The 21,319-nt window shown below is 42.4% G+C and carries 11 protein-coding genes; 8 read left to right on the top strand and 3 right to left on the bottom strand.

The window, feature by feature from the left end:
- Positions 1-95 precede the first annotated feature (95 nt).
- The 3 genes from C1A09_RS02430 to lpxA are packed head-to-tail and all read left to right on the top strand — an operon-like array spanning position 96 to position 5,733.
- On the top strand, positions 96-3,515 hold the full coding sequence (locus C1A09_RS02430; protein WP_101542135.1) for an efflux RND transporter permease subunit: 3,420 nt from the start codon (positions 96-98) through the stop codon (positions 3,513-3,515).
- A 42-nt stretch (positions 3,516-3,557) separates the two neighbouring features.
- Positions 3,558-4,946 (top strand): TolC family protein, encoded by a 1,389-nt coding sequence (locus C1A09_RS02425; protein WP_180949174.1) that lies wholly within the window; start codon positions 3,558-3,560, stop codon positions 4,944-4,946.
- Positions 4,947-4,965: 19 nt separating this feature from the next.
- Positions 4,966-5,733, top strand: a complete 768-nt coding sequence (gene lpxA, locus C1A09_RS02420; protein ID WP_101542133.1) for an acyl-ACP--UDP-N-acetylglucosamine O-acyltransferase — start codon at positions 4,966-4,968, stop codon at positions 5,731-5,733.
- A 180-nt stretch (positions 5,734-5,913) separates the two neighbouring features.
- Here lpxA and C1A09_RS02415 read toward each other — a convergent pair whose 3' ends face one another.
- From C1A09_RS02415 to C1A09_RS02405, 3 genes are read right to left on the bottom strand one after another with little or no spacing between them, the layout of a single operon-like run.
- The gene (locus C1A09_RS02415; protein WP_101542132.1) at positions 5,914-7,416 is read right to left on the bottom strand and encodes a glutamine synthetase family protein; all 1,503 of its coding nucleotides are present in this window, start codon (positions 7,414-7,416) and stop codon (positions 5,914-5,916) included.
- 60 nt (positions 7,417-7,476) lie between these two features.
- Positions 7,477-8,127, bottom strand: coding sequence for a carbohydrate-binding family 9-like protein (locus C1A09_RS02410; RefSeq protein WP_101542131.1), 651 nt, complete (start codon positions 8,125-8,127; stop codon positions 7,477-7,479).
- Between the two features lie 15 nt (positions 8,128-8,142).
- Positions 8,143-9,225 (bottom strand): phosphotransferase enzyme family protein, encoded by a 1,083-nt coding sequence (locus C1A09_RS02405; protein WP_101542130.1) that lies wholly within the window; start codon positions 9,223-9,225, stop codon positions 8,143-8,145.
- 103 nt (positions 9,226-9,328) lie between these two features.
- On the opposite strand from C1A09_RS02405, the gene C1A09_RS02400 reads away from it, so the two are divergent.
- The 5 genes from C1A09_RS02400 (at position 9,329) to C1A09_RS02380 (ending at position 21,223) form a co-directional block, all read left to right on the top strand.
- Complete coding sequence (locus tag C1A09_RS02400) at positions 9,329-13,384, top strand: hybrid sensor histidine kinase/response regulator transcription factor (protein WP_101542430.1); 4,056 nt, start codon at positions 9,329-9,331, stop codon at positions 13,382-13,384.
- Positions 13,385-13,497: 113 nt separating this feature from the next.
- Positions 13,498-15,045, top strand: a complete 1,548-nt coding sequence (locus C1A09_RS02395) for a sulfatase family protein (protein WP_101542129.1) — start codon at positions 13,498-13,500, stop codon at positions 15,043-15,045.
- Positions 15,046-15,228: 183 nt separating this feature from the next.
- Positions 15,229-18,381, top strand: coding sequence for a SusC/RagA family TonB-linked outer membrane protein (locus C1A09_RS02390; RefSeq protein ID WP_370448198.1), 3,153 nt, complete (start codon positions 15,229-15,231; stop codon positions 18,379-18,381).
- A 21-nt stretch (positions 18,382-18,402) separates the two neighbouring features.
- Complete coding sequence (locus C1A09_RS02385) at positions 18,403-20,151, top strand: RagB/SusD family nutrient uptake outer membrane protein (RefSeq protein ID WP_101542127.1); 1,749 nt, start codon at positions 18,403-18,405, stop codon at positions 20,149-20,151.
- 31 nt (positions 20,152-20,182) lie between these two features.
- The gene (locus C1A09_RS02380; RefSeq protein WP_101542126.1) at positions 20,183-21,223 is read left to right on the top strand and encodes a DUF5017 domain-containing protein; all 1,041 of its coding nucleotides are present in this window, start codon (positions 20,183-20,185) and stop codon (positions 21,221-21,223) included.
- The last annotated feature ends 96 nt before the right edge of the window (positions 21,224-21,319 follow it).

The raw sequence follows: 21,319 nt of genomic DNA, 5'->3' as shown, positions 1-21,319 counted from the left end.
AAAATGAAAGAATGAAAAGCTGTCTAAAACAGACACAGTATTGATTCTTGATCCATTTTAATTCTTTAATTTTTAATTCTTTAATCTTTCATGAAATGAAATTAGATAGATTTATTAACCGTCCGGTACTATCAACGGTAATCTCCATCCTGATAGTAATCTTAGGAGTTATTGGTCTGGCTACATTGCCTATCACCCAATATCCGGACATTGCACCTCCCACCGTATCGGTAAGTGCCACCTACCAAGGTGCCAACGCCCAAACGGTACTTAACTCCGTTATCGCCCCACTGGAGGATCAGATCAACGGTGTAGAAAACATGATGTATATGAGCTCAAGTGCCACTAACAGCGGCGCAGGTGACATCTCCATCTACTTCAAGCAAGGTACCGACCCCGATATGGCAGCGGTAAACGTGCAGAACCGTGTCTCCATGGCACAAGGTTTGTTGCCTGCCGAAGTTACCAAAGTCGGTGTAACCACCCGTAAGCGCCAGACCTCCATGTTGATGGTATTCTCCATCTATGACGAAAAAGACCAGTATAATATTGAGTTCCTGGAAAACTACGCCAACATCAACCTTATCCCTGAAGTAAAACGTGTCAACGGTGTAGGTGACGCCATGGTGCTGGGACAAGACTATTCCATGCGCATCTGGCTGAAGCCTGATGTAATGGCTCAATACAAACTGATCCCCAACGATGTGGTTGCCGCCTTGAATGAACAGAACATTGAAGCGGCTCCCGGCCAGTTGGGTGAGCGCGGTAACCAAACCTACCAATATACCCTTCGTTACAAGGGGCGTTTGCAACAGACTACGGAATTCGAGAACATTGTCATCAAAGCTTTGGAAAACGGTGAAATACTCCGCCTGAAGGATGTAGCGAGTGTGGAGCTGGGTCGTCTGTCATACGGTTTCAACAATATGGTAAACGGACATAAGGCCGTGAGTTGCATCATTTTCCAGATGGCAGGTAGTAATGCCACGCAGACCATCTCGGATATCGAGGCTCTACTGGACGACTATTCCAGTAAACTGCCGGCCGGCCTGAAAATCAACATTGCCCAAAGTGCCAATGACTTCTTGTTCGCCTCCATACACGAGGTTGTCAAGACACTGATTGAGGCGTTTATTCTGGTGTTCATCGTGGTATATATCTTCTTGCAAGACATGCGCTCCACGTTGATTCCCGCCATTGCCATTCCTGTGGCATTGATTGCCACCTTCTTCGTATTGAAACTGATTGGCTTCAGTATCAACTTGCTGACACTTTCGGCGATGGTGCTTGCCATTGCGATTGTGGTCGATGATGCCATCGTCGTCGTCGAGGGCGTCCATGCCAAGCTGGACCAGGGCTACAAGTCTGCCCGTACAGCTTCCATCGATGCCATGAGTGAGCTGGGTGGTGCCATCATCTCCATTACGCTGGTCATGATGTCCGTATTCATCCCCGTGAGTTTCATGGGCGGTACGGCAGGTACTTTCTACCGCCAGTTCGGTTTAACCATGGCGATTGCCATTGGTTTCTCGGCTTTGAACGCCTTGACCTTAAGTCCTGCACTGTGTGCTATCTTCTTGAAACCCCATAATGGCGAACACGAAAACTTGAAAGAACGCGTAGGCGTTGCCACCAAGGAGGCACGCAAGATTATGTTTGCCCGATATGCCAATTCTTTAGGCAGGCTAATGCGCCCCGGCATCACATTACTCTTTGTGACAGTAGCAATTCTGGGTATGATTTTCGGTCTATTCAGCTTCAGTGAACATCCTATCTTGTGCTGCGTAATGATTGTCATCAGTGTGTTGGCATTGACGGGTATGACTACCGACAAGTTCAAACAGTCCTTTAACGACTCCTATAACGGTATCCTGGGTAAATATAAAAAACAAGTACTGTTCTTTATTCAAAAACGCTGGATATCGGCAGGATTGGTCATCGGCTCCATCGTGTTACTGGGTGTATTCATGCAAATCACCCCGACCGGTATGGTGCCCAACGAAGATACCGGTACCATCATGGGTGCCGTGACACTACCTCCCGGTACTTCACAAGAACGTGCACAAGAAATTCTGAACCGTGTGGACAGCCTTGTCGCCGCCGACCCCGCTGTGGAATCACGTACAGTCATCTCAGGCTATAGTTTCCTTGGTGGACAGGGACCTTCATATGGTTCACTCATCATCAAACTGAAAAACTGGGAAGAACGTTCTACCATGCAAAACTCCACGATTGTGTATGCCACTTTATATATGCGTGCACAAAAGGTCATCAAAGAAGCGCAGGTATTGTTCTTTGCTCCGCCTATGATTCCGGGTTACTCGGCTTCAAGCGACATTGAGTTGAACATGCAGGACAAGACAGGTGGTGATTTGGATCACTTCTTCAACGTAGTGAACAATTATAGCGCTGCTTTGGAAGCACGTCCGGAAATCAATTCTGCCAAGACCTCTTTCAACCCCCACTTCCCGCAGTACCAGCTAGACATCGATGCCGCTGCTTGTAAAAAGGCGGGTATCAGCCCCAACGACATCCTGACTACCTTGCAGGGATACTATGGTGGTTTGTATGCTTCCAACTTCAACAGCTTCGGTAAGATGTACCGCGTAATGGTACAAGCCGAGCCCGATGCCACCAAAAACATGGAAACCCTGCAAAGTATCAAAGTGCGTAACGGCAACGAAATGGCACCTATCACGCAGTTCATCTCCATCAAGAAAGTATATGGTCCTGATGTCATCAGTCGTTTCAACCTCTACACTTCCATGAAAGTGATGGTAGCTCCCGCATCGGGTTACACTTCCGGCCAGGCCCTGCAAGCTATTGCCGAAGTAGCACAGGAAAACTTGCCTGCCGGTTTCGGTTACGAGTTGGGAGGTATGGCGCGTGAGGAAGCTGAAACAAGCGGTAGCACTACGGGACTTATCTTCATTTTGTGTTTCGTATTTGTTTTCTTGCTCCTGAGTGCCCAATACGAAAGTTATATCCTGCCACTCTCCGTATTACTGTCGGTACCGTTCGGGTTGCTGGGCAGCTTCCTCTTTGTGGGCGGTATAGGAGCATTGGGTAGCATTCCGGCATTGAAGATGGTTCTGGGTACAATGTCCAATGACATCTATATGCAGATTGCCCTCATCATGCTAATGGGATTGTTGGCAAAAAATGCCATTTTGATTGTAGAGTTTGCCCTTGAACGCCGTAGAATGGGCATGAGCATCACCTGGGCAGCCGTATTGGGTGCTGCAGCTCGTCTGCGCCCTATCTTGATGACGTCATTAGCCATGATTGTCGGCCTGCTTCCGCTGATGTTTGCTTCTGGTGCAGGTGCCAACGGTAACCGTACGCTGGGTACTTCTGCTATTGGTGGTATGTTAATCGGTATGATTCTGCAAATTTTCATCGTACCTGCCCTGTTCGTGGCATTCCAGTACTTACAAGAGAAATTTAAGCCGATGGAATGGGAAGATGTCGATAATTCAGATGCTGAACCTGAGATTGAGCAATATACTAAATAAGAAGAAATTTCAATCGTAAATCGATAAATCGTAAAGAAAATGATGAAGAAATTAATGATCCTGATGTGTGCAACCGCTCTATTGAGCAGTTGCCACATCTACAAATCATACGACAGACCCGATGACATCACTGCTGAAGGCTTGTATCGTGATACCACTTTGACAAACGATACACTCGCTTCAGATACTGCCAACTTCGGAAATCTGCCTTGGCGGGAAGTATTTACAGACCCGCAGTTACAGACGCTCATCGAACAAGCGCTGACTAATAATGCTGACCTTCGTAGTGCGGCCCTGAACGTGAAGCAAGCACAAGCAGCACTGATGTCTGCACGTCTGGCATATGCTCCTATGTTGGGACTTTCTCCACAGGGAACTGTCAGTAGTTGGGATAAAGGTAAAGCTACACAAACTTATTCATTGCCCGTGACAGCAAGTTGGCAAATTGATCTCTTCGGTCAGTTGCTAAACCCCAAACGTAACGCACAGGTTTCTCTGAAACAAACCCAATTCTATGAACAAGCTGTGCAGACCCAAGTCATCGCCAATGTAGCTAATATGTATTACACACTGTTGATGCTCGACCGTCAACTACAAATAACAGAGGGTACTGTGGACATTCTGAAGAGAAATATGGAAACAGTAGAAGCGATGAAAGATGCAGGTATCTATGGTACCACCTCGGCTGCCGTAGAACAAAGCCGTACTGCATACGCACAAGTCAAGGCATCTCTACCCGACATACACCAAAGTATTCGTGAAACGGAGAATGCATTGTGCTTGATGCTGAATCAGCCGGCACAAAGTATCTCACGCAGTACGCTGGAAGCACAGCAACTTCCATCAGAGTTCTCCGTCGGTATCCCCTTACAGTTGTTATCCAATCGTCCGGATGTAAAAGCCGCTGAAATGTCATTAGCATCGAAATACTACAACACCAACAGTGCACGCGCCGCCTTCTACCCACAAATCACTCTGAGTGGTTCTGCCGGTTGGACTAACAGTGCCGGTTCTGCAATCGTAAATCCGGGTAAGTTATTGGCTTCCGCTATCGGTTCTCTAACACAGCCCTTGTTTTATCGCGGTACTAATATTGCTCGCTTAAAACAAGCAAAAGCACAGGAAGAACAAGCCAAAATTCAGTTCCAGACTTCCCTACTGAATGCAGGAAATGAAGTAAGTAATGCTTTGTACCAATATCAGATGACATCGGAAAAAGCTATTTCTCGCGATATTCAAGTAAATTCTGCTCGTAAAGCAGCCGAAGATACAAAAGAATTGTTTAAATTAGGCACGTCAACCTATCTGGAAGTATTGTCTGCCGAGCAATCCTATCTCAGCGCACAACTTTCGGAGATATCTGACACCTTTGCTAGCATGCAGGCTGTAGTCAGTTTGTATCAAGCACTTGGAGGAGGAAGAGAAAATTAATCATTAAACATTGAAAAACATGATTAGTCCATTAGCTTTTGTAGATTCTGCCGCAAAAATCGGTCAGAATGTAACCATCCAGCCCTTTGCATATATAGAAGGCGATGTGGAAATTGGTGACAACAGTGTCATTATGTCCGGTGCAAAAATCTTAAATGGGACTTGTCTGGGAAAAGGGAACAAAATACACCACAATGCCATTTTGGGAACTACTCCACAAGATTTCCATTATACAGGAGAAGACAGCCGGTTAATTATTGGTGATAATAACGACATCCGTGAAAACGTAGTCATCAGCCGTGCCACTCATGCAGACGGTGCTAGTCGTATTGGTAATGAAAATTATCTAATGGATGGTGTACACCTTTGTCATGACGTACATATTGGCAATCACTGTGTATTAGGTATTAAGACTACCGTAGCCGGAGAATGCCAGATAGACGATTATACTATTTTAAGTAGTAACGTCATTCTGCACCAGTACTGTCATATTGGAAGTTGGGTATTGATCCAGGCAGGTTGTCGTATTTCAAAAGATGTTCCGCCATACGTGATTATGAATGGTAACCCGGCAGAATACCACGGTATCAATGCTGCCGTGTTACAACATAAACATCAAGTCACTGAACGCATATTGAGACATATTGTAAATGCCTATCGTTTGGTTTATCAAGGGAACTTCAGTATACAAGATGCTCTGCAGAAGATTGAAGACCAGGTGCCCATGAGTGATGAGATACATAATATAATCAACTTTATCAAGGGATCCAAAGAGATTGTAAAGTAAACTCACAAACTTCATGTACCTGTATATTCAGGATTAAGAAGTTTATCTTTTTTAGGCACGGATTATACGAATTTTGCGGATTGATTTCTTTTCCGCTCAATTCGTGTAATCCGTGTCTACTTATTTTATATAAGTAGACACCAACTTTTTACATTCATATAGAAGGAGAATATTCCACTACTATCCGCAGTGAAAGTACTCATGTACCAATTTTAGCATAGCTTCCGGTTTTCCTTCTAGATCGGCACGCAAAGTACGGTCATTGTAACTACGAAGTTTACGGAGAATTCCGTCGATCATTGCCGGGCTGAATACATTGTATTGTTCAAAGACAGTGCGTTGTCTCTGTAAACAATCGGCAGAAGCTCCACAACTATCCGGCAATTGTGCCAACAACTTCAACTTATCTTCATTTTCTTTCTGATGGATATTCACATTGACATAAGTCTTCTCCGCAATTTCCAACGCATTTTCCAGCTCAAAGCCATAACGACAAGCCACAGTGAGCCCTGCAAGCAATTGATATAAATCGGCCGATCCATCCGGAGAGCGCATTTCTACAGTCTGCTTTATGCTGGTATCAAAATGACTTTCGGCTTCCAATGGATTTGCAAGTACGCACATATCTGTTTTAGCAGACCAGCCGAGAGGCACACGTACCAATACAGAACGATTACGGTCACCCCAACAAACGTTGGTAGGTGCCTCTTGATGAGGGACAAGACGGAAGTAAGAAGTAGGATTTGTATTACCGAAAGCGGTGATAGAAGGAGCCAGCTCCATCATCCCTGCAATAGCCTTACGAGCAGTCTCGGACAAGATACCGTCTTCCAACATCAGGTTCTTTCCATCTTTCATGATACGCATGTGAATGTGAAGCCCAGATCCAGCTTTTCCGGCTGTGATTTTAGGAGCGAACGTCACATTATATCCATGCTTATACCCCAGATTACGGATCACCCATTTAGCAAGCATCAACTGGTCGGCAGCCTGCTCTACAGGAACGGGTAGAAACTCAATCTCGTTCTGTTCATAAATGTATCCGTCCAAAGTAAAATTACCCACTTCGGAATGCCCATACTTAATTTGTCCGCCTGCTTGTGCAATGTAAGACATACACTGTGTACGGAATTCGTTGAACTTGGCATAAGGGCCAGATTCATGATAACCACGCTGATCGGTTGCTTCAAACATACCTGCATCGGGAGCTATTACATAATATTCCAGTTCGCCCATAGCCTGAAACTCCATTCCAGTGACTTCAGTAAAAGCTCTGCTTGCCTTGTGAAGTGTATGCTCGGGAGCACTCTCCAACGGTTCTCCGTCTTTATTAAAAAAAGAGCAAAGCATGGATAAAGTGGGAATTTCAGCAAATGGATCCACAAAAGCGGTACGAAAACGCGGTATCACATAAAGATCACTGCTGCCTGCTTCAATGAAAGAGAAGAGACTGGAGCCGTCTACTCGTTCGCCACATGTGAGGATAGCATTCAGGTAAGCCTCATCGGTAATAACAAAATTCAGAGTTTTCAAACGTCCATCGCCCGCAGGATACATAAAATTAATCATACGGATACCATTCTGTCGGATAAAAGAGATAATATCCGCTTTTGTAAACTCGGAAGCCGGTTTCTGGAGAAATGCCACTAATTGGTTGGCATTCATTGACAATTCTTGATTCATAATTGGTTGTTTTTCATTTTAGTAAGGTCGAAGTTCAATATAGTAAAATACTACTCTATCTTATTCCATATTCAGCATACCGAAGAACTCCGGGCAATGGAAGTTCGGAGCAGGCAATTCAATGGGATTCCATGAAAGGAAGTGAGGTGTCTGCAACTTATCACCGCATTTATAGAAATTGGCACGGATGGACTTACCATCCAACGATGTAATATTATGCAAGAAGAAGACGGAGAAAGGAATGATCAGAGCTACTTCCCAACCACACTCTCCTATTCTTTCAGGGAAAGCTTCACGACCTAGAGAAGACCAGCGTTGCACTTTATCGAGTACTTCCTGCGAAGCATGTTGGCGATTGTTACGTTCTGTACCCGCACCGATGAGTAACGTACCAGAACAATTACATTCCACATTATAATATATACCGTCTCCGGCTGGGATAGAAAAGAATTCTACACAAGCATCTTCCCATACCGAACCGTTATCCCGTCCCGCTACAGCACGCACACTCGCTTCTTTCACTTTATAATGAAGCAGAATGGCATCTTCCGTATGAGCAATACGAAACTCCACAACCGGATTATAAGGGAAATCTTCCCAATTTACGGTATTAATCGGCTGAAAAGCCACTTTTTCTTCATCTAGAAGAGCAGGCACCGATTCCACCGGTACACTCGCCATGCTCACCTTCTTGACATTCAATTCTTTCATTATATATCTATAGTTTTAAATACACGAAGCTATGAATTTCTGCATTTCAGGCGTATGTTCTTCTACACTTTGCAGCAACTTGAATTGTGCCTTCGTACGCACCAGGTTATGTTCCGGGTACTGAATTTTGTAATACGTATCACCGTTGATGTAATCAGCAAGAAAACGTACACATTGCATATAGGGGAACAAAGCGGCAGCATATGGCAAGTTTTCAATCTCTATCGGCAAAAGGAAAGACTTGGCAGACTCAAGATAACCTTTTGCAAAGGCCTTGAATATCTCCATATTGAAATTCACATTATTCAGGTCTTTGTCGTCTTCGAGACCAGTATTGGCACCTGAACGCAAGAAGTCACCGAAATCAGAAAAAATATAACTGGGCATCACTGTATCGAGGTCGATTACACAAAGTACATTTCCTTTTTCATCGAACATCATATTATTTACTTTTGTATCACAGTGGCAAACACGCTTAGGAAGTTTACCTTCACGGTGTAAACGTTCCGCCTTACACATTTCATCGGCACGGCGTTCTATCTCGTCGAGGAAATATTGCACTTCCTTTACACGCCCAACAGCATCGGCAGCTACCGCATCGCGAAGTTGTTTTAAACGGAACTCCATATTATGGAAATCCGGAATAGTTTCACCTAACGCATCGGGAATATCGGCAAGCATAGCCTGAAATTTGCCGAAAGCTACACCGGCATAATAAGAATACTCGGGATTAACCGTTTCGTAAGTCTTCGCATTAGGGATGAATACCATAACACGCCAGTAGTTTTCACCATCGTACCAGAAGGTTCTCCCATTGTCGGCAGTCAGGAAATGGAGCACTTTACGATCTATATCCTGTTCACCTCCCTGTTCCAATTTTTTACGTATATGCCGTGTTACAGCATCAATATTAGACTGTAACATCTCCACATTCTGGAAAATGGCATGGTTGATACGTTGTAACACATAGTCGGGGACATCCGCTTCAATAGTAGTTACTTTATACGTATCGTTAATTAGTCCCGCGCCTAAAGGCTTAATTTCCTGAACTGTACCCTCCAGTTGAAAATGAGATACAATAGATAAAAGGTCTTTCATGATAACTAATAGATTAAATTATTGTACAAATATACACTCTTTATCCTACTTTGCACAAAATATTTCTATATTTGTGTTTGGAACCTTAAAAAACGATGTAACAGTGCAAAAGCTTATTATTTACCTATTCCTTATCTTAATAAATGTAGTTGCCGCTACAGTACAAGGTCAGAACATAACTTTCAATCATTTGACCACTGATGACGGTTTATCCCAATTTTCGGTGAATAGCCTCTATATCGATGAAAACGGCATCCTGTGGATTGGTACACGCGAAGGATTAAATCGCTACAACGGAGAAAGCATAAAGACATATAAACTAAGAAAGAATGACCCGAACAGTCTATTCTGTAATACTGTGTTACGTATTGTAGGTAACCACAACGGGAAAATCTACCTACTTTGTACCGAAGGAGTTGCCGAATTTGATCTTACCACTCAAAAATTCAGGACTTTGATACAGGGACAAATCAATAGCATTTATTATAATAATGACCTTTTCATCGGACAAAAGAATGAAATATACCGTTATAACGAGAAGACGGGTAATTTTGACTTATACTACCAATTAGCAGCAGGAAACTTAGACATATTCTGTATGCATATCGACAAAGGAACCTTCTGGATGGGAACTACCGCAAAAGGAGTTTATTGCCTGAACATTGCCAGCAGAGAATTAACACACCCTATTCGAGAAGGAAACATCACCAGCATCTATCAGGACAGTGAAAGCGAATTGTGGATTGGAAGTTGGGAAGAGGGTTTGTATCACGTGAAAAAAGACGGGCAAATAGAAAATTTCAGATATGATATAAAAAATCCCCACAGTCTCTCTTCCAACTTTGTGAGAGCCTGTTGCGAAGATAATCTTGGAAATATATGGATAGGTACTTTCAATGGTCTGAACCGCTTCAACAAGAGTACAAAATTATTTCAAAACCATACAACAAATGATGTAAATAGTGATGGTTTGACACACTCTTCCATCTGGTGTATTGTAAAGGATAATCAGGGTACGTTGTGGCTGGGTACCTACTTTGGTGGCGTTAACTATTTTAATCCGGAATATGAGATATACACCCGTTATACTTACTCCACGGTCGAAAAGAATGGTCTGAGTTATCCGGTGGTGGGACGCACCGTCGAGGACAAAGACGGTAATTTATGGATAGGTACCGAAGGAGGTGGATTAAACTACTACAACCGGCGTACACATGAATTCAAATGGTATCGTCCGCAAGAAGGACGCAACAGTATTTCGCACAATAACGTGAAAGCACTCTATTATGATACAACTAAAGAAATTATATGGATTGGTACCCATTTGGGCGGATTAAACAAACTGGACATACGCTCCGGACAGTTTACCCATTACCGCATGGAAACGGATAACCCAGAAACACTCCCCTCGGATATCATCAGGGATATTGTTCCCTATCAAGACCTGTTAATCATAGCGACACAGAATGGAGTATGTCTTTTCAATCCTGCTAACGGAAAATGCCAACAGTTATTCAAGGACAGTAAAGAGGGCAGATCCATCAAAATGGTAGCAGATGTTGAATTTGACAAAGATGGGACTTTATGGATTGCGGCTACTGGAGAAGGTGTATTCAGTTATCGCTTTGACACACATAAGCTGAATAATTATCATTACGACCCTACATTTCCGAATAGTCTCAGCAACAACAATATAAATAATATCATGCAGGATAGTAAAGGAAATCTGTGGTTTTCTACTTCGGGCAGTGGACTCGATCTCTATCGTCCAGCAAGCAATGATTTCGAGAACTTCGACAAAACGAAAAATGGTCTCATCAGCGATTGTATTTACGAAATACAGGAGTCTCCCACCACAGGCAAGATGTTACTCATCACTAATGAAGGTTTCTCTATCTTTGACTATCAGACTAAAAAATTCCGAAATTACAGTGCAGAAAACGGTTTTCCTTTTACGGCAGTCAATGAAAATGCCCTTTGCGTGACCCGTGATGGCGAAATATTCCTGGGAGGAATTCAAGGAATGATTTCTTTTCATGAAATGGAACTGAATTTTACCCCGAAACCTTACAAAATCATTCTTTCACGTCTTATCGTAAACGGTGAAGAAATCCTGGTGGGAGACGAATCGGGTATCCTCAAACAATCCTTATGCCACACAAATGAAATTACTCTGAACGCCAATCAAACCATGTTCAGTGTAGAATTTGCCACATCAAATTATGTAGCAGCCAATAAGGATGATATTGTCTATAAATTACAAGGTTTCTCCGATGACTGGACAAATACCCGTGGTCTACACAACATTACATATACAAACCTCAATGCAGGTACTTATAACCTCATCATCAAACCGGAAGGGAAAGACGAAAATCTGTGTCCGCAAGTACACCTTACTATCCATGTATTGCCACCTTACTATAAAACGCCACTTGCCTACTTCATTTATCTGGTAATAACTACAGCTTTACTGTGGTACTTGATACGTACCTACAAATCAAGAATAAAATTGCGCGAATCTCTAAAATATGAACAGAAACATATACAAGATGTAGAAGCGCTGAACCAATCCAAACTACACTTCTTCACTAATATATCACATGAATTCCGTACTCCACTGACTTTGATCGTGGCACAAGTGGAAACGTTGTTACAATTGCAGAACTTCACACCTGCCATCTATAACAAAATATTGAGCATTTACAAAAATAGTATACAATTACGCGAATTGATAACCGAGCTACTAGACTTTCGTAAACAAGAGCAAGGACACATGAAGATTAAAGTAAGTCCACATAATATTGTGAATTTCCTATATGAAAACTATCTGTTATTTCTGGAATATGCCAGTACCAAACAAATCAACTTCAAATTTGAGAAAAAAACTGATAATCTTGAAGTATGGTACGACCAGAAGCAGATGCAGAAAGTAATTAACAATCTCTTGTCCAATGCTATCAAGCACACGAAAGCAGAAGATACCATTACGCTTAGTATCACGACGGAAGACAACAAGGCCGTTATCCTGATTACGGATACAGGTAGCGGCATTGATGTCAAAGAGATAGACAAAATTTTCGACCGTTTTTACCAAATAGAACCGATGGGTACCGTCAGTGCAGACAAGACCGGTACAGGTATCGGATTAGCTTTAACCAAAGGTATTGTCGAGTTACATCACGGTAGTATTCGAGTGGAAAGCGAACTCGGTAAAGGAACGAGTTTCATCGTTACCTTAAAGTTGGGTAATGCACAGTTCTCGGAAGAACAAATCAACAAAAACGCCGATTTCATCGAACAAGTCGATATTTCTAAGCTGGAAACTGATACACTACTGATCGCAGAAGCGGAAGATAATATCCCCATCAAACGCATACCCAATGCTAAAATGCTGATTGTGGAAGATAATGCTCCTATTCGCGAAATGTTAGCAAATATCTTCAAACCATTCTATCAGGTAATTACAGCAGCCAATGGAGAAGAAGGACTTAATCTGGTACATAGTGAGATGCCTACCATTGTAGTGAGCGATGTGGTGATGCCTAAAATATCAGGTACCGAATTATGTAAACAAATAAAAACAGATTTCAATACGTGTCACATCCCCGTAGTGTTGTTGACAGCACGTACCGCCATTGAGCAGAACATAGAAGGTTTCCGTATTGGTGCAGACGATTATATCACCAAACCTTTTAATACTAATTTATTGATATCCCGCTGTAACAATCTGGTAAACTCCCGTATTCTATTGCAAGAAAAGTTCAGCAAACAGCCACAAACTGCCGCACAGATGCTCGCAACCAATCCTATTGACAAGGATATTCTGGATCGTGCTATGGCCATCATTGAAGAACATATAGACGATACGGAATTCAATGTCAATGTCTTTGCCAGGGAAATGGCAATGGCACGTACAAATTTATTCGCTAAATTGAAAGCAATCACCGGACAGACCCCTAACGACTTTATCTTGACAATACGATTGAAAAAAGGAGCGCTAATGTTACGTAACAATCCTGAACTGAACATTACAGAGATATCGGACAAGATAGGATTTAGTTCTTCACGATATTTCAGTAAATGTTTCAAAGACATTTATCATGTAAGCCCGTTAGCCTATAGGAAGGGAAAAGATTCGGATAGTGAGGAAGAAGTATAAGAAAAATGTATTATTGTACATTTTTACCCATCCTTCGGACTCTCCGACACATCACTTTAAGGAAAATCTATTACTTTTGGCATTACAAATTAAACTTTAAAATCCAAAAGTCTATGAAAGATTTCTCCTCATTCTTACCGCTTCTGCCAAGTATAGCTCTCCTGACCGGATGTAGTAATGCCTCCAAACAAGAAGCTAAACATAATCAGGTACAAAAGCCAAATGTGATTTACTTGATTGCAGATGATTTAGGTATCGGAGACCTAAGTTGTTACGGTGCCACAAAAGTTAGCACTCCGAATATTGACCGCCTTGCCGGCCAAGGTATACAGTTCACCAACGCATACGCCACTTCTTCTACGAGCACTCCTTCCCGTTTCGGTATACTCACGGGTATGTATCCATGGAGACAAAAAAATACAGGTATTGCTCCGGGAAATTCAGAACTTATTATCGACACAGCCTGCGTGACTATGGCAGACATGTTCAGAGAAGAAGGTTATACCACGGCAGCTATCGGTAAGTGGCATCTAGGACTGGGTCCCAAAGGTGGAACGGATTTCAACCATGAAATTAGACCGAATACCCAAGATATCGGTTTCGATTATGAATTCATCATTCCTGCCACTGTAGATCGCGTACCTTGTGTATTCGTGGAAAACGCACATGTGGTAGGACTTGATCCGGACGATCCGATTACCGTAAACTATAACCACAAAGTAGGCAACTGGCCTACAGGGCTTGAAAATCCTGAATTGGTAAAACTAAAACCTAGCCAGGGACACAACAATACTATTATCAATGGCATTCCGCGCATTGGCTGGATGACCGGTGGTAAATCCGCCTTATGGGTGGACGAAGATATTGCCGACGTTATCACCGATAAAGCAAAAAGCTTTATCACCTCACATAAAGATGAATCTTTCTTCTTATATATGGGTACACAGGACGTTCACGTCCCTCGTGTTCCCCATCCCCGTTTTGCCGGAAAGAGTGGTTTAGGCACACGCGGTGACGTCATTCTGCAACTGGATTGGACTGTTGGTGAAATTATGCGTACACTAGATAGCTTAAACATAGCCAACAATACCATCTTCGTATTCTGTAGTGATAATGGCCCTGTCATCGACGATGGTTATCAAGACCAAGCTCGTGAACTATTGAATGGTCATACTCCAATGAAACATTATCGTGGAGGCAAATATAGTGCATTCGAAGCCGGTACACGTATTCCGTTCATTGTACGTTGGCCCAATGGTATCAAACCGGGTAAACAACAAGCATTATTCTCCATGATTGACATATATGCTTCTTTGGCAACTTTGTTAAATCATCCTATCCAACCGGGGGTTGCTCCCGATAGTCGTGACCAGTTAGGTAACTTTTTAGGTACAGATACTTCCGGATGCAACTACGTTATACAGCAAAACCTGAACAATACCTTGTCTATCATTCAAGGTGAATGGAAATATATCGAACCGAGTGATAAACCGGCGCTGGAATATTGGACGAAAATAGAAATGGGTAACAACCCCCAACCACAACTTTACCACCTCTCTACGGATCCTTCCGAAGAAAAAAATGTAGCTGAAACTCATCCCGATAAGGTAAAATTCCTCTCTGACTTATTGAAAAATGTAAAAACAGCTGGAAATCAATAAAATATAGATTTTATAAAAGTTAGATTGTTCGCAAATAATGTACGAATTCGTACCATTTGCGAACAATTAATCTATATTTGTGCTACACCAAACCTATATATTTGCGGCGTTATTTAATTGTTTTGGGTATGAAACAACCTTTATTAATAACCCGTTAAATTAATATTTATGAAACAAAAAACAATCCTAATGTTTCTGGCAATATTCCTGAGTTGTACACTTAACGTACAGGCACAAACAGGCGGTCAGATTACAGGTAAAGTTATCGACGCCATGGGAGAAATCCCCGGAGTAAGCGTTGTAGTAAAAGGAACCACCAATGGAACTACCACTGATTTGGATGGTAAGTTTACGTTGGGCAATGTAAAGCCAACTGACATACTTCAGTTTTCTTTCATTGGATACAAAACGCAAGAGATTAAAGTAGGTAACCAAAAAACGTTCAACATTACCTTAGTAGAAGACGCACAAGCCTTGGAGGAAGTCGTAGTAGTAGGTTACCAAGAAGTTCGTAAGAAAGACCTGACCGGTTCTGTATCAAAGGTTAATATGAGTGACCTGTTAAAAACGCCTGCATCTTCTTTCGATCAAACTCTGGGAGGACGTATCGCCGGTGTAAACGTAAGTTCCGGTGAAGGTGCGCCGGGTAGCACCATGAACATCGTAATTCGTGGTAACAACTCTTTGACACAAGACAACTCTCCACTGTACATCATCGATGGTTTCCCTGTGGAAGATCCTGCCGTAGCAAGTTCCATAAATCCTAACGACATTGAGTCTACCGACATCTTGAAAGATGCTTCGGCAACTGCAATCTACGGTGCCCGTGGTGCAAACGGGGTTGTCATCATCACTACCAAACAAGGTAAGGTAGGTAAACCTCAAATCAGTTATGACGGTAGTTTCGGCGTGTCGACCGTAAGCAAGAAACTCGACATGATGAATGCTTACGAATTTGTAAAATTACAAAACGAAATCGACCCGACTAAAACTGCCGAAAACTACTTCAAGCTTTACAATGGACATCAATGGACATTGGATGACTATCGTAACATCGCGCAAAACAACTATCAGGACGAGATCTTCCGTGCTGCATGGCAGCAAAGCCATAACGTACGTTTGGCAGGTGGCTCGGAAGGGGTACGCTACAATGCTTCTCTTTCCTACTACGATCAGGATGGTATTTTATTAGAATCCAACTACAAACGTATGCAGGCACGTATGAACACAATGGTTAAACGCGGTAAACTGACTATGAACCTGAATACCAACTATTCCCGTTCCATCAAGACCGGTAGCTCTCCCTCTGAAAGTTCATATTCCGGCATGAACAATCTTTTCTATAGTGTATGGGGTTACCGTCCGGTCAATTATCCCGACCGTTCGTTAGATGATCTTCTCAACAACGTGATGGATGATGATTTGGATGCAACGAACGACTATCGTTTCAATCCTATTCTGGACCTAAAAAATGCTTATCGTAAGTACTACACCAATAATCTGCAAATCAACGGATATGTGGAATACGAATTTATCAAAGGGTTGAAACTGAAAGTATCCGGCGGCTATACATACGACAACCGTCAGAGCGATACCTTCAATGGTTCCAAAACACGATACGGTGGTCCTACATCAACCGACAAGGTAAATGCCGAAATCATGCGCCAGCAACGTCTGACTTGGTTAAATGAAAACATCCTGACTTATCAGACCAATTTTAACAACAAGCACTTCCTCAATACCATGTTGGGTGTGACTCTACAAAATTCTGATTATGAATACTATTCATTCCGTACGAAACAAATACCAAACGAATCATTGGGAATGGCAGGCATGAGCCAGGGCACTTTCGACAAGAGTACTTCTTTAAAATCATCTTGGTCCATGCTCTCTTATCTAGCACGTATCAACTATAATTATAAATCCAAATATTATGCCACTGCATCGTTCCGCGCCGATGGTTCTTCCAAGTTCAGCAAACAGAATCGTTATGGCTACTTCCCTTCAGGTTCACTGGCATGGAGTTTTTCAGAAGAAGAATTCATGGAACAATATAAGAAATGGTTCTCAAGCGGTAAGTTGCGTCTAAGTTGGGGATTGACCGGTAACAACCGTATCGGTGAATATGACCGTTATGCATTATTGGATATGTTGAAATCTCATGTCACTACTTCCAGTATCCCTAATACAGTATATCCGTTCGACAATAATAACGGTAATGTCGGTGTAGCTCCCATCTCACTGCCTAACGAAGACTTGAAATGGGAAACCACCGAGCAATGGAACTTAGGTCTTGACTTAGGTTTCTTTGACGAACGTATCGGTTTCACAGTAGACCTCTACCGTAAAACGACCCGCGATCTCTTACTGGATGCCCAGCTTCCATATTCATCCGGATACGCCAGTGCAATGAAGAATGTCGGTAAAGTACGTAATGACGGTATCGAATTAACTTTGAATACGGTCAATATCCAAAACAAAAACTTTAAGTGGACTACTAACTTCAACATCTCCTTCAATAAGAACAAGGTTTTGGAGCTTGCCGAAAACCAAATTCGTATTTTAAGTACAGCCAAGTTTGACCAGAATTTCAATAGCCAACCAAATTATATTGCTAAAATAGGTTATCCTATGGGTATGATTTATGGTTATGTATACGAAGGAACATATAAATATGAGGATTTTGACAAATCAGGAAGCACCTACACATTAAAAGGGAATATACCTCACTATACAAGTGAGTCAAATACCCAGCCAGGTATGCCCAAATACGCCGACCTGAACGGTGACGGCATCATCGATACGAAAGACCGTACCATGATCGGCCGTGGACTTCCTATTCACACAGGTGGTTTCACCAACAATTTCGAATACAAAGGATTTGATCTGAGTGTTTTCTTCCAATGGTCGTATGGTAACGATATTTTAAATGCCAACCGTCTGTTCTTCGACAGCGGCTTTCAAAAAAAGAAAGATTTGAACCAGTATGCCAGCTATGCCAACCGTTGGACAGCGGAAAATCCGACCAGCGACATTCCGGCAGCAACCAACTCCAGCTCCAATCTCGTGATTTCTTCACGTGTGGTAGAAGACGGGTCGTTCCTGCGTTTAAAAACAGTAACACTGGGATATACCATTCCGAAGAATTTCCTGAACAAATATAAGATAGACAATGCACGTGTCTACCTGGCTGCACAAAACCTGTGGACTCTCACAAACTACTCCGGTTATGACCCCGAAGTATCTATTCGTGAGGGAGCTTTGACTCCGGGTCTTGATTTCTCAGCTTACCCGAGAGCATTCTCTATCAGTTTCGGTATCAATTTAGGTTTCTAATCTCATAAAAACACTGAATATATGAAAACTTTAAAAACAATAATATTATTCTTCTGTGTCGGGCTGACAGTGGTATCCTGCGACTTTCTGGATAAGGAGCCTACCAAACTGACCCCCGAAGTTTACTTCAATAACGCATCGGAAGCAGCCTCTTTCCTTACTTCCGTATATGCACCTCTGGCTGCACAAAGCTTCTATGGAAACGATTACATGAAATTGGTAGCCGGTGACGACCTGTCTCACTATGGTGGCGGTCGTAATCCCGACACATCCGGTGCAATAGCATGTAATAATGCCAACTCCAGTTCTCCTTATTTCAGTAATCTTTGGATCAATCTTTATTCAGGTATCGACCGCGCCAACACATTTCTGGAAAACATAGACAAGACTCCGGAAATAAGCGATAAAATACGTGAACAATACAAATCGGAAGCACGCTTCCTGCGCGCATTCTATTACTTCACACTGGTACAAGGTTGGGGAGATGTTCCATTCAAGACCACTTCCACCAACAGTGTAACCGGCCTGGATATTCCCCGTACCGACAAGCAGGTAATCTATGATTTCATCGTCAAAGAAATGGATGAATGTTCAGATAATCTGGCATCAGCAGCAGATCTGGGCTACAAACCCGGACGCATTTCCAAATCTGCCGCATGGGGTATCCTTGCTCGTGTTTACTTGTTCAGAGCAGGCGAACACTTCCGTGACAAAACAAACGGTGACGCCACTGCTATCAAAGAATACTTCAGCCGAGCCAGTACCTTTGCACAAAAAGTCATGACTCAAGGACACGACCTGACAGACAATTATTGGGACTTCTTTATCGACATTTGTTCCGACCAATACAACTCTACCGGTAAGAACGAAAGTATCTGGGAAATTGAATTTGCCGGAACATATACCGATGAAGTAAGAGCAGAAGGACGTATAGGAAATATTATCGGCATTAAATGTCCGGATTTCTCTAACGACGCATCATTAATCGGTGCGCAAGACCCGGGATATGGATATGCCTACTACTGGTCTACTCCGAAACTTTTTGAACTGTACGAAAAGAACCATGATATAGACCGTATGAACTGGAGTATCGCGCCATTCACTTATATTGCCGCCGGAAAAACAGGAGTAACTGCACGTGAATTTGAAATCGGCAAGTTGGAAGAAGTAAAGAAACAATACTGGAATAAGTCATATAGCTACGGTAAAGGTGATCCTAAGGCCAAGACCGGAGACTATGAGAAGACAAATGCTGACTCCAAGAATAACTACTCACGTGCTTGTGGTAAGTATCGTAGAGAGTATGAATCCCAGGATAAGAAGAAAAATAAAAACTATACTTCCTTGAATTTCCCTGTATTACGTTATGCTGATGTATTACTGATGATTGCCGAAGCTGAAAACGAAGTGAACAACGGACCTACACCACTGGCTTACAAGTGTATCCAAGCTGTACGTAACCGTGCACACATTGACCCGTTGCCGGAAACACTGGACGTAGACGAGTTCCGCCAAGCTGTCAAAGACGAGCGTGCTATGGAACTTTGCTTTGAATATACCCGCCGTTTCGATTTAATTCGTTGGGGAGAATATGTAAAGAACATGAACGAACTGGCTCCACGCGCTCAACGGGCAGAAAACTGGACAGGAGGGGATAAATATAGCGTTTATACTTACTTCCAGATAACCGATGCATATAATTATTTCCCGATACCTGATAGTGAAATGGCTGTAAACAAAGCTATCACTAAGAACAATCCGGGTTGGTAAACCTATGTCTAAATTATAAAAAACAGAAAATATGAAACTAAATAAATTATTAATAGCAGTTGGCGTTGTAAGTCTTGCTTTAGCTTCTTGTGAGAACGAACTCACTAAAGATGCCAAACTCAACGTAAACGTTGCGACTAATGAAGGTGTCAGTTTTGACGGCCAGACCATTACTGTAAAGAAAGGAACCCCTGTAGAGTTCCATTTCAACGGTGATCCCGATTATCTTACTTTTTTCAGTGGCGAAGCCGGAAAGAAATACCAATACAGAGATCGTACCACTGTAGATGAGAACGACATAGAAAGTTCTACGCTAAAGCTTGATTTACAAGCTCAGTACGGAAGTCTGGCTGCGGTAAATTTCCATCTGTATATTTCCGATAATGATTTTCCCGGATTATATAAAAACAAATTTGAGGAAGACTCTGTATTGGTAGAGAAACACGAAGGTTGGACGGATCTTATACCGGCCGATAAACTTCCTGTTCCGACTTCTACCAAGAGTTTTGAAATCGACATGAAACCTTACCTGGGCAGAAGAATTGTCATTGCCGCCATGTATAAGGGAGTAGACAACTCACTTACACAACCTAAATTCTATTTCAAGAATATGCAGATCGTCAATAAGATGACAGATGGTTCAGAAACCTCCTTGAGTGCAGGTTCATTTGGTTTCACAGCCTTGAATATGCTGTACAAACATAATCTAAGTGACCAGAAAGCCCTGTCCACCACAGCGAAAGTTACAAATCTAGCTTACGGAACGACAAACAAATCAGCCCCCAACATCTCCGGTATATGGAACTTAGAGGATATGACCAATTTCTGGATTCACAGTTCAAATGCAAAAACAGCCTTGAAATACAGCTGGTTGGTATCCAATCTGCTCATTGTCAATGCTTGTACCCCCGATTCCGGAACAGGTCTGAAAGATATCACTGAGAACCTCGAGAGTTATAGCTATACTTACGATGAACCAGGCACATATACTGCCACTTTCATAGCTACTAATGGTAACTACAAGCAGCAGAAGACGATAGTACACGAGTATAAAGTAGTTGTAACGGAATGATAATAACACAAGACTTCTAACCTTGATAACTTATATATCAGATAATTGAATAGACCTTAATTAATTTGAATTGTGTAGAGGAGAGTAATCGTGAGA

It is taken from the genome of Bacteroides cutis (assembly GCF_900241005.1).
Classification (GTDB): domain Bacteria; phylum Bacteroidota; class Bacteroidia; order Bacteroidales; family Bacteroidaceae; genus Bacteroides; species Bacteroides cutis.
This window is presented reverse-complemented; position numbering and strand designations above follow the sequence as displayed.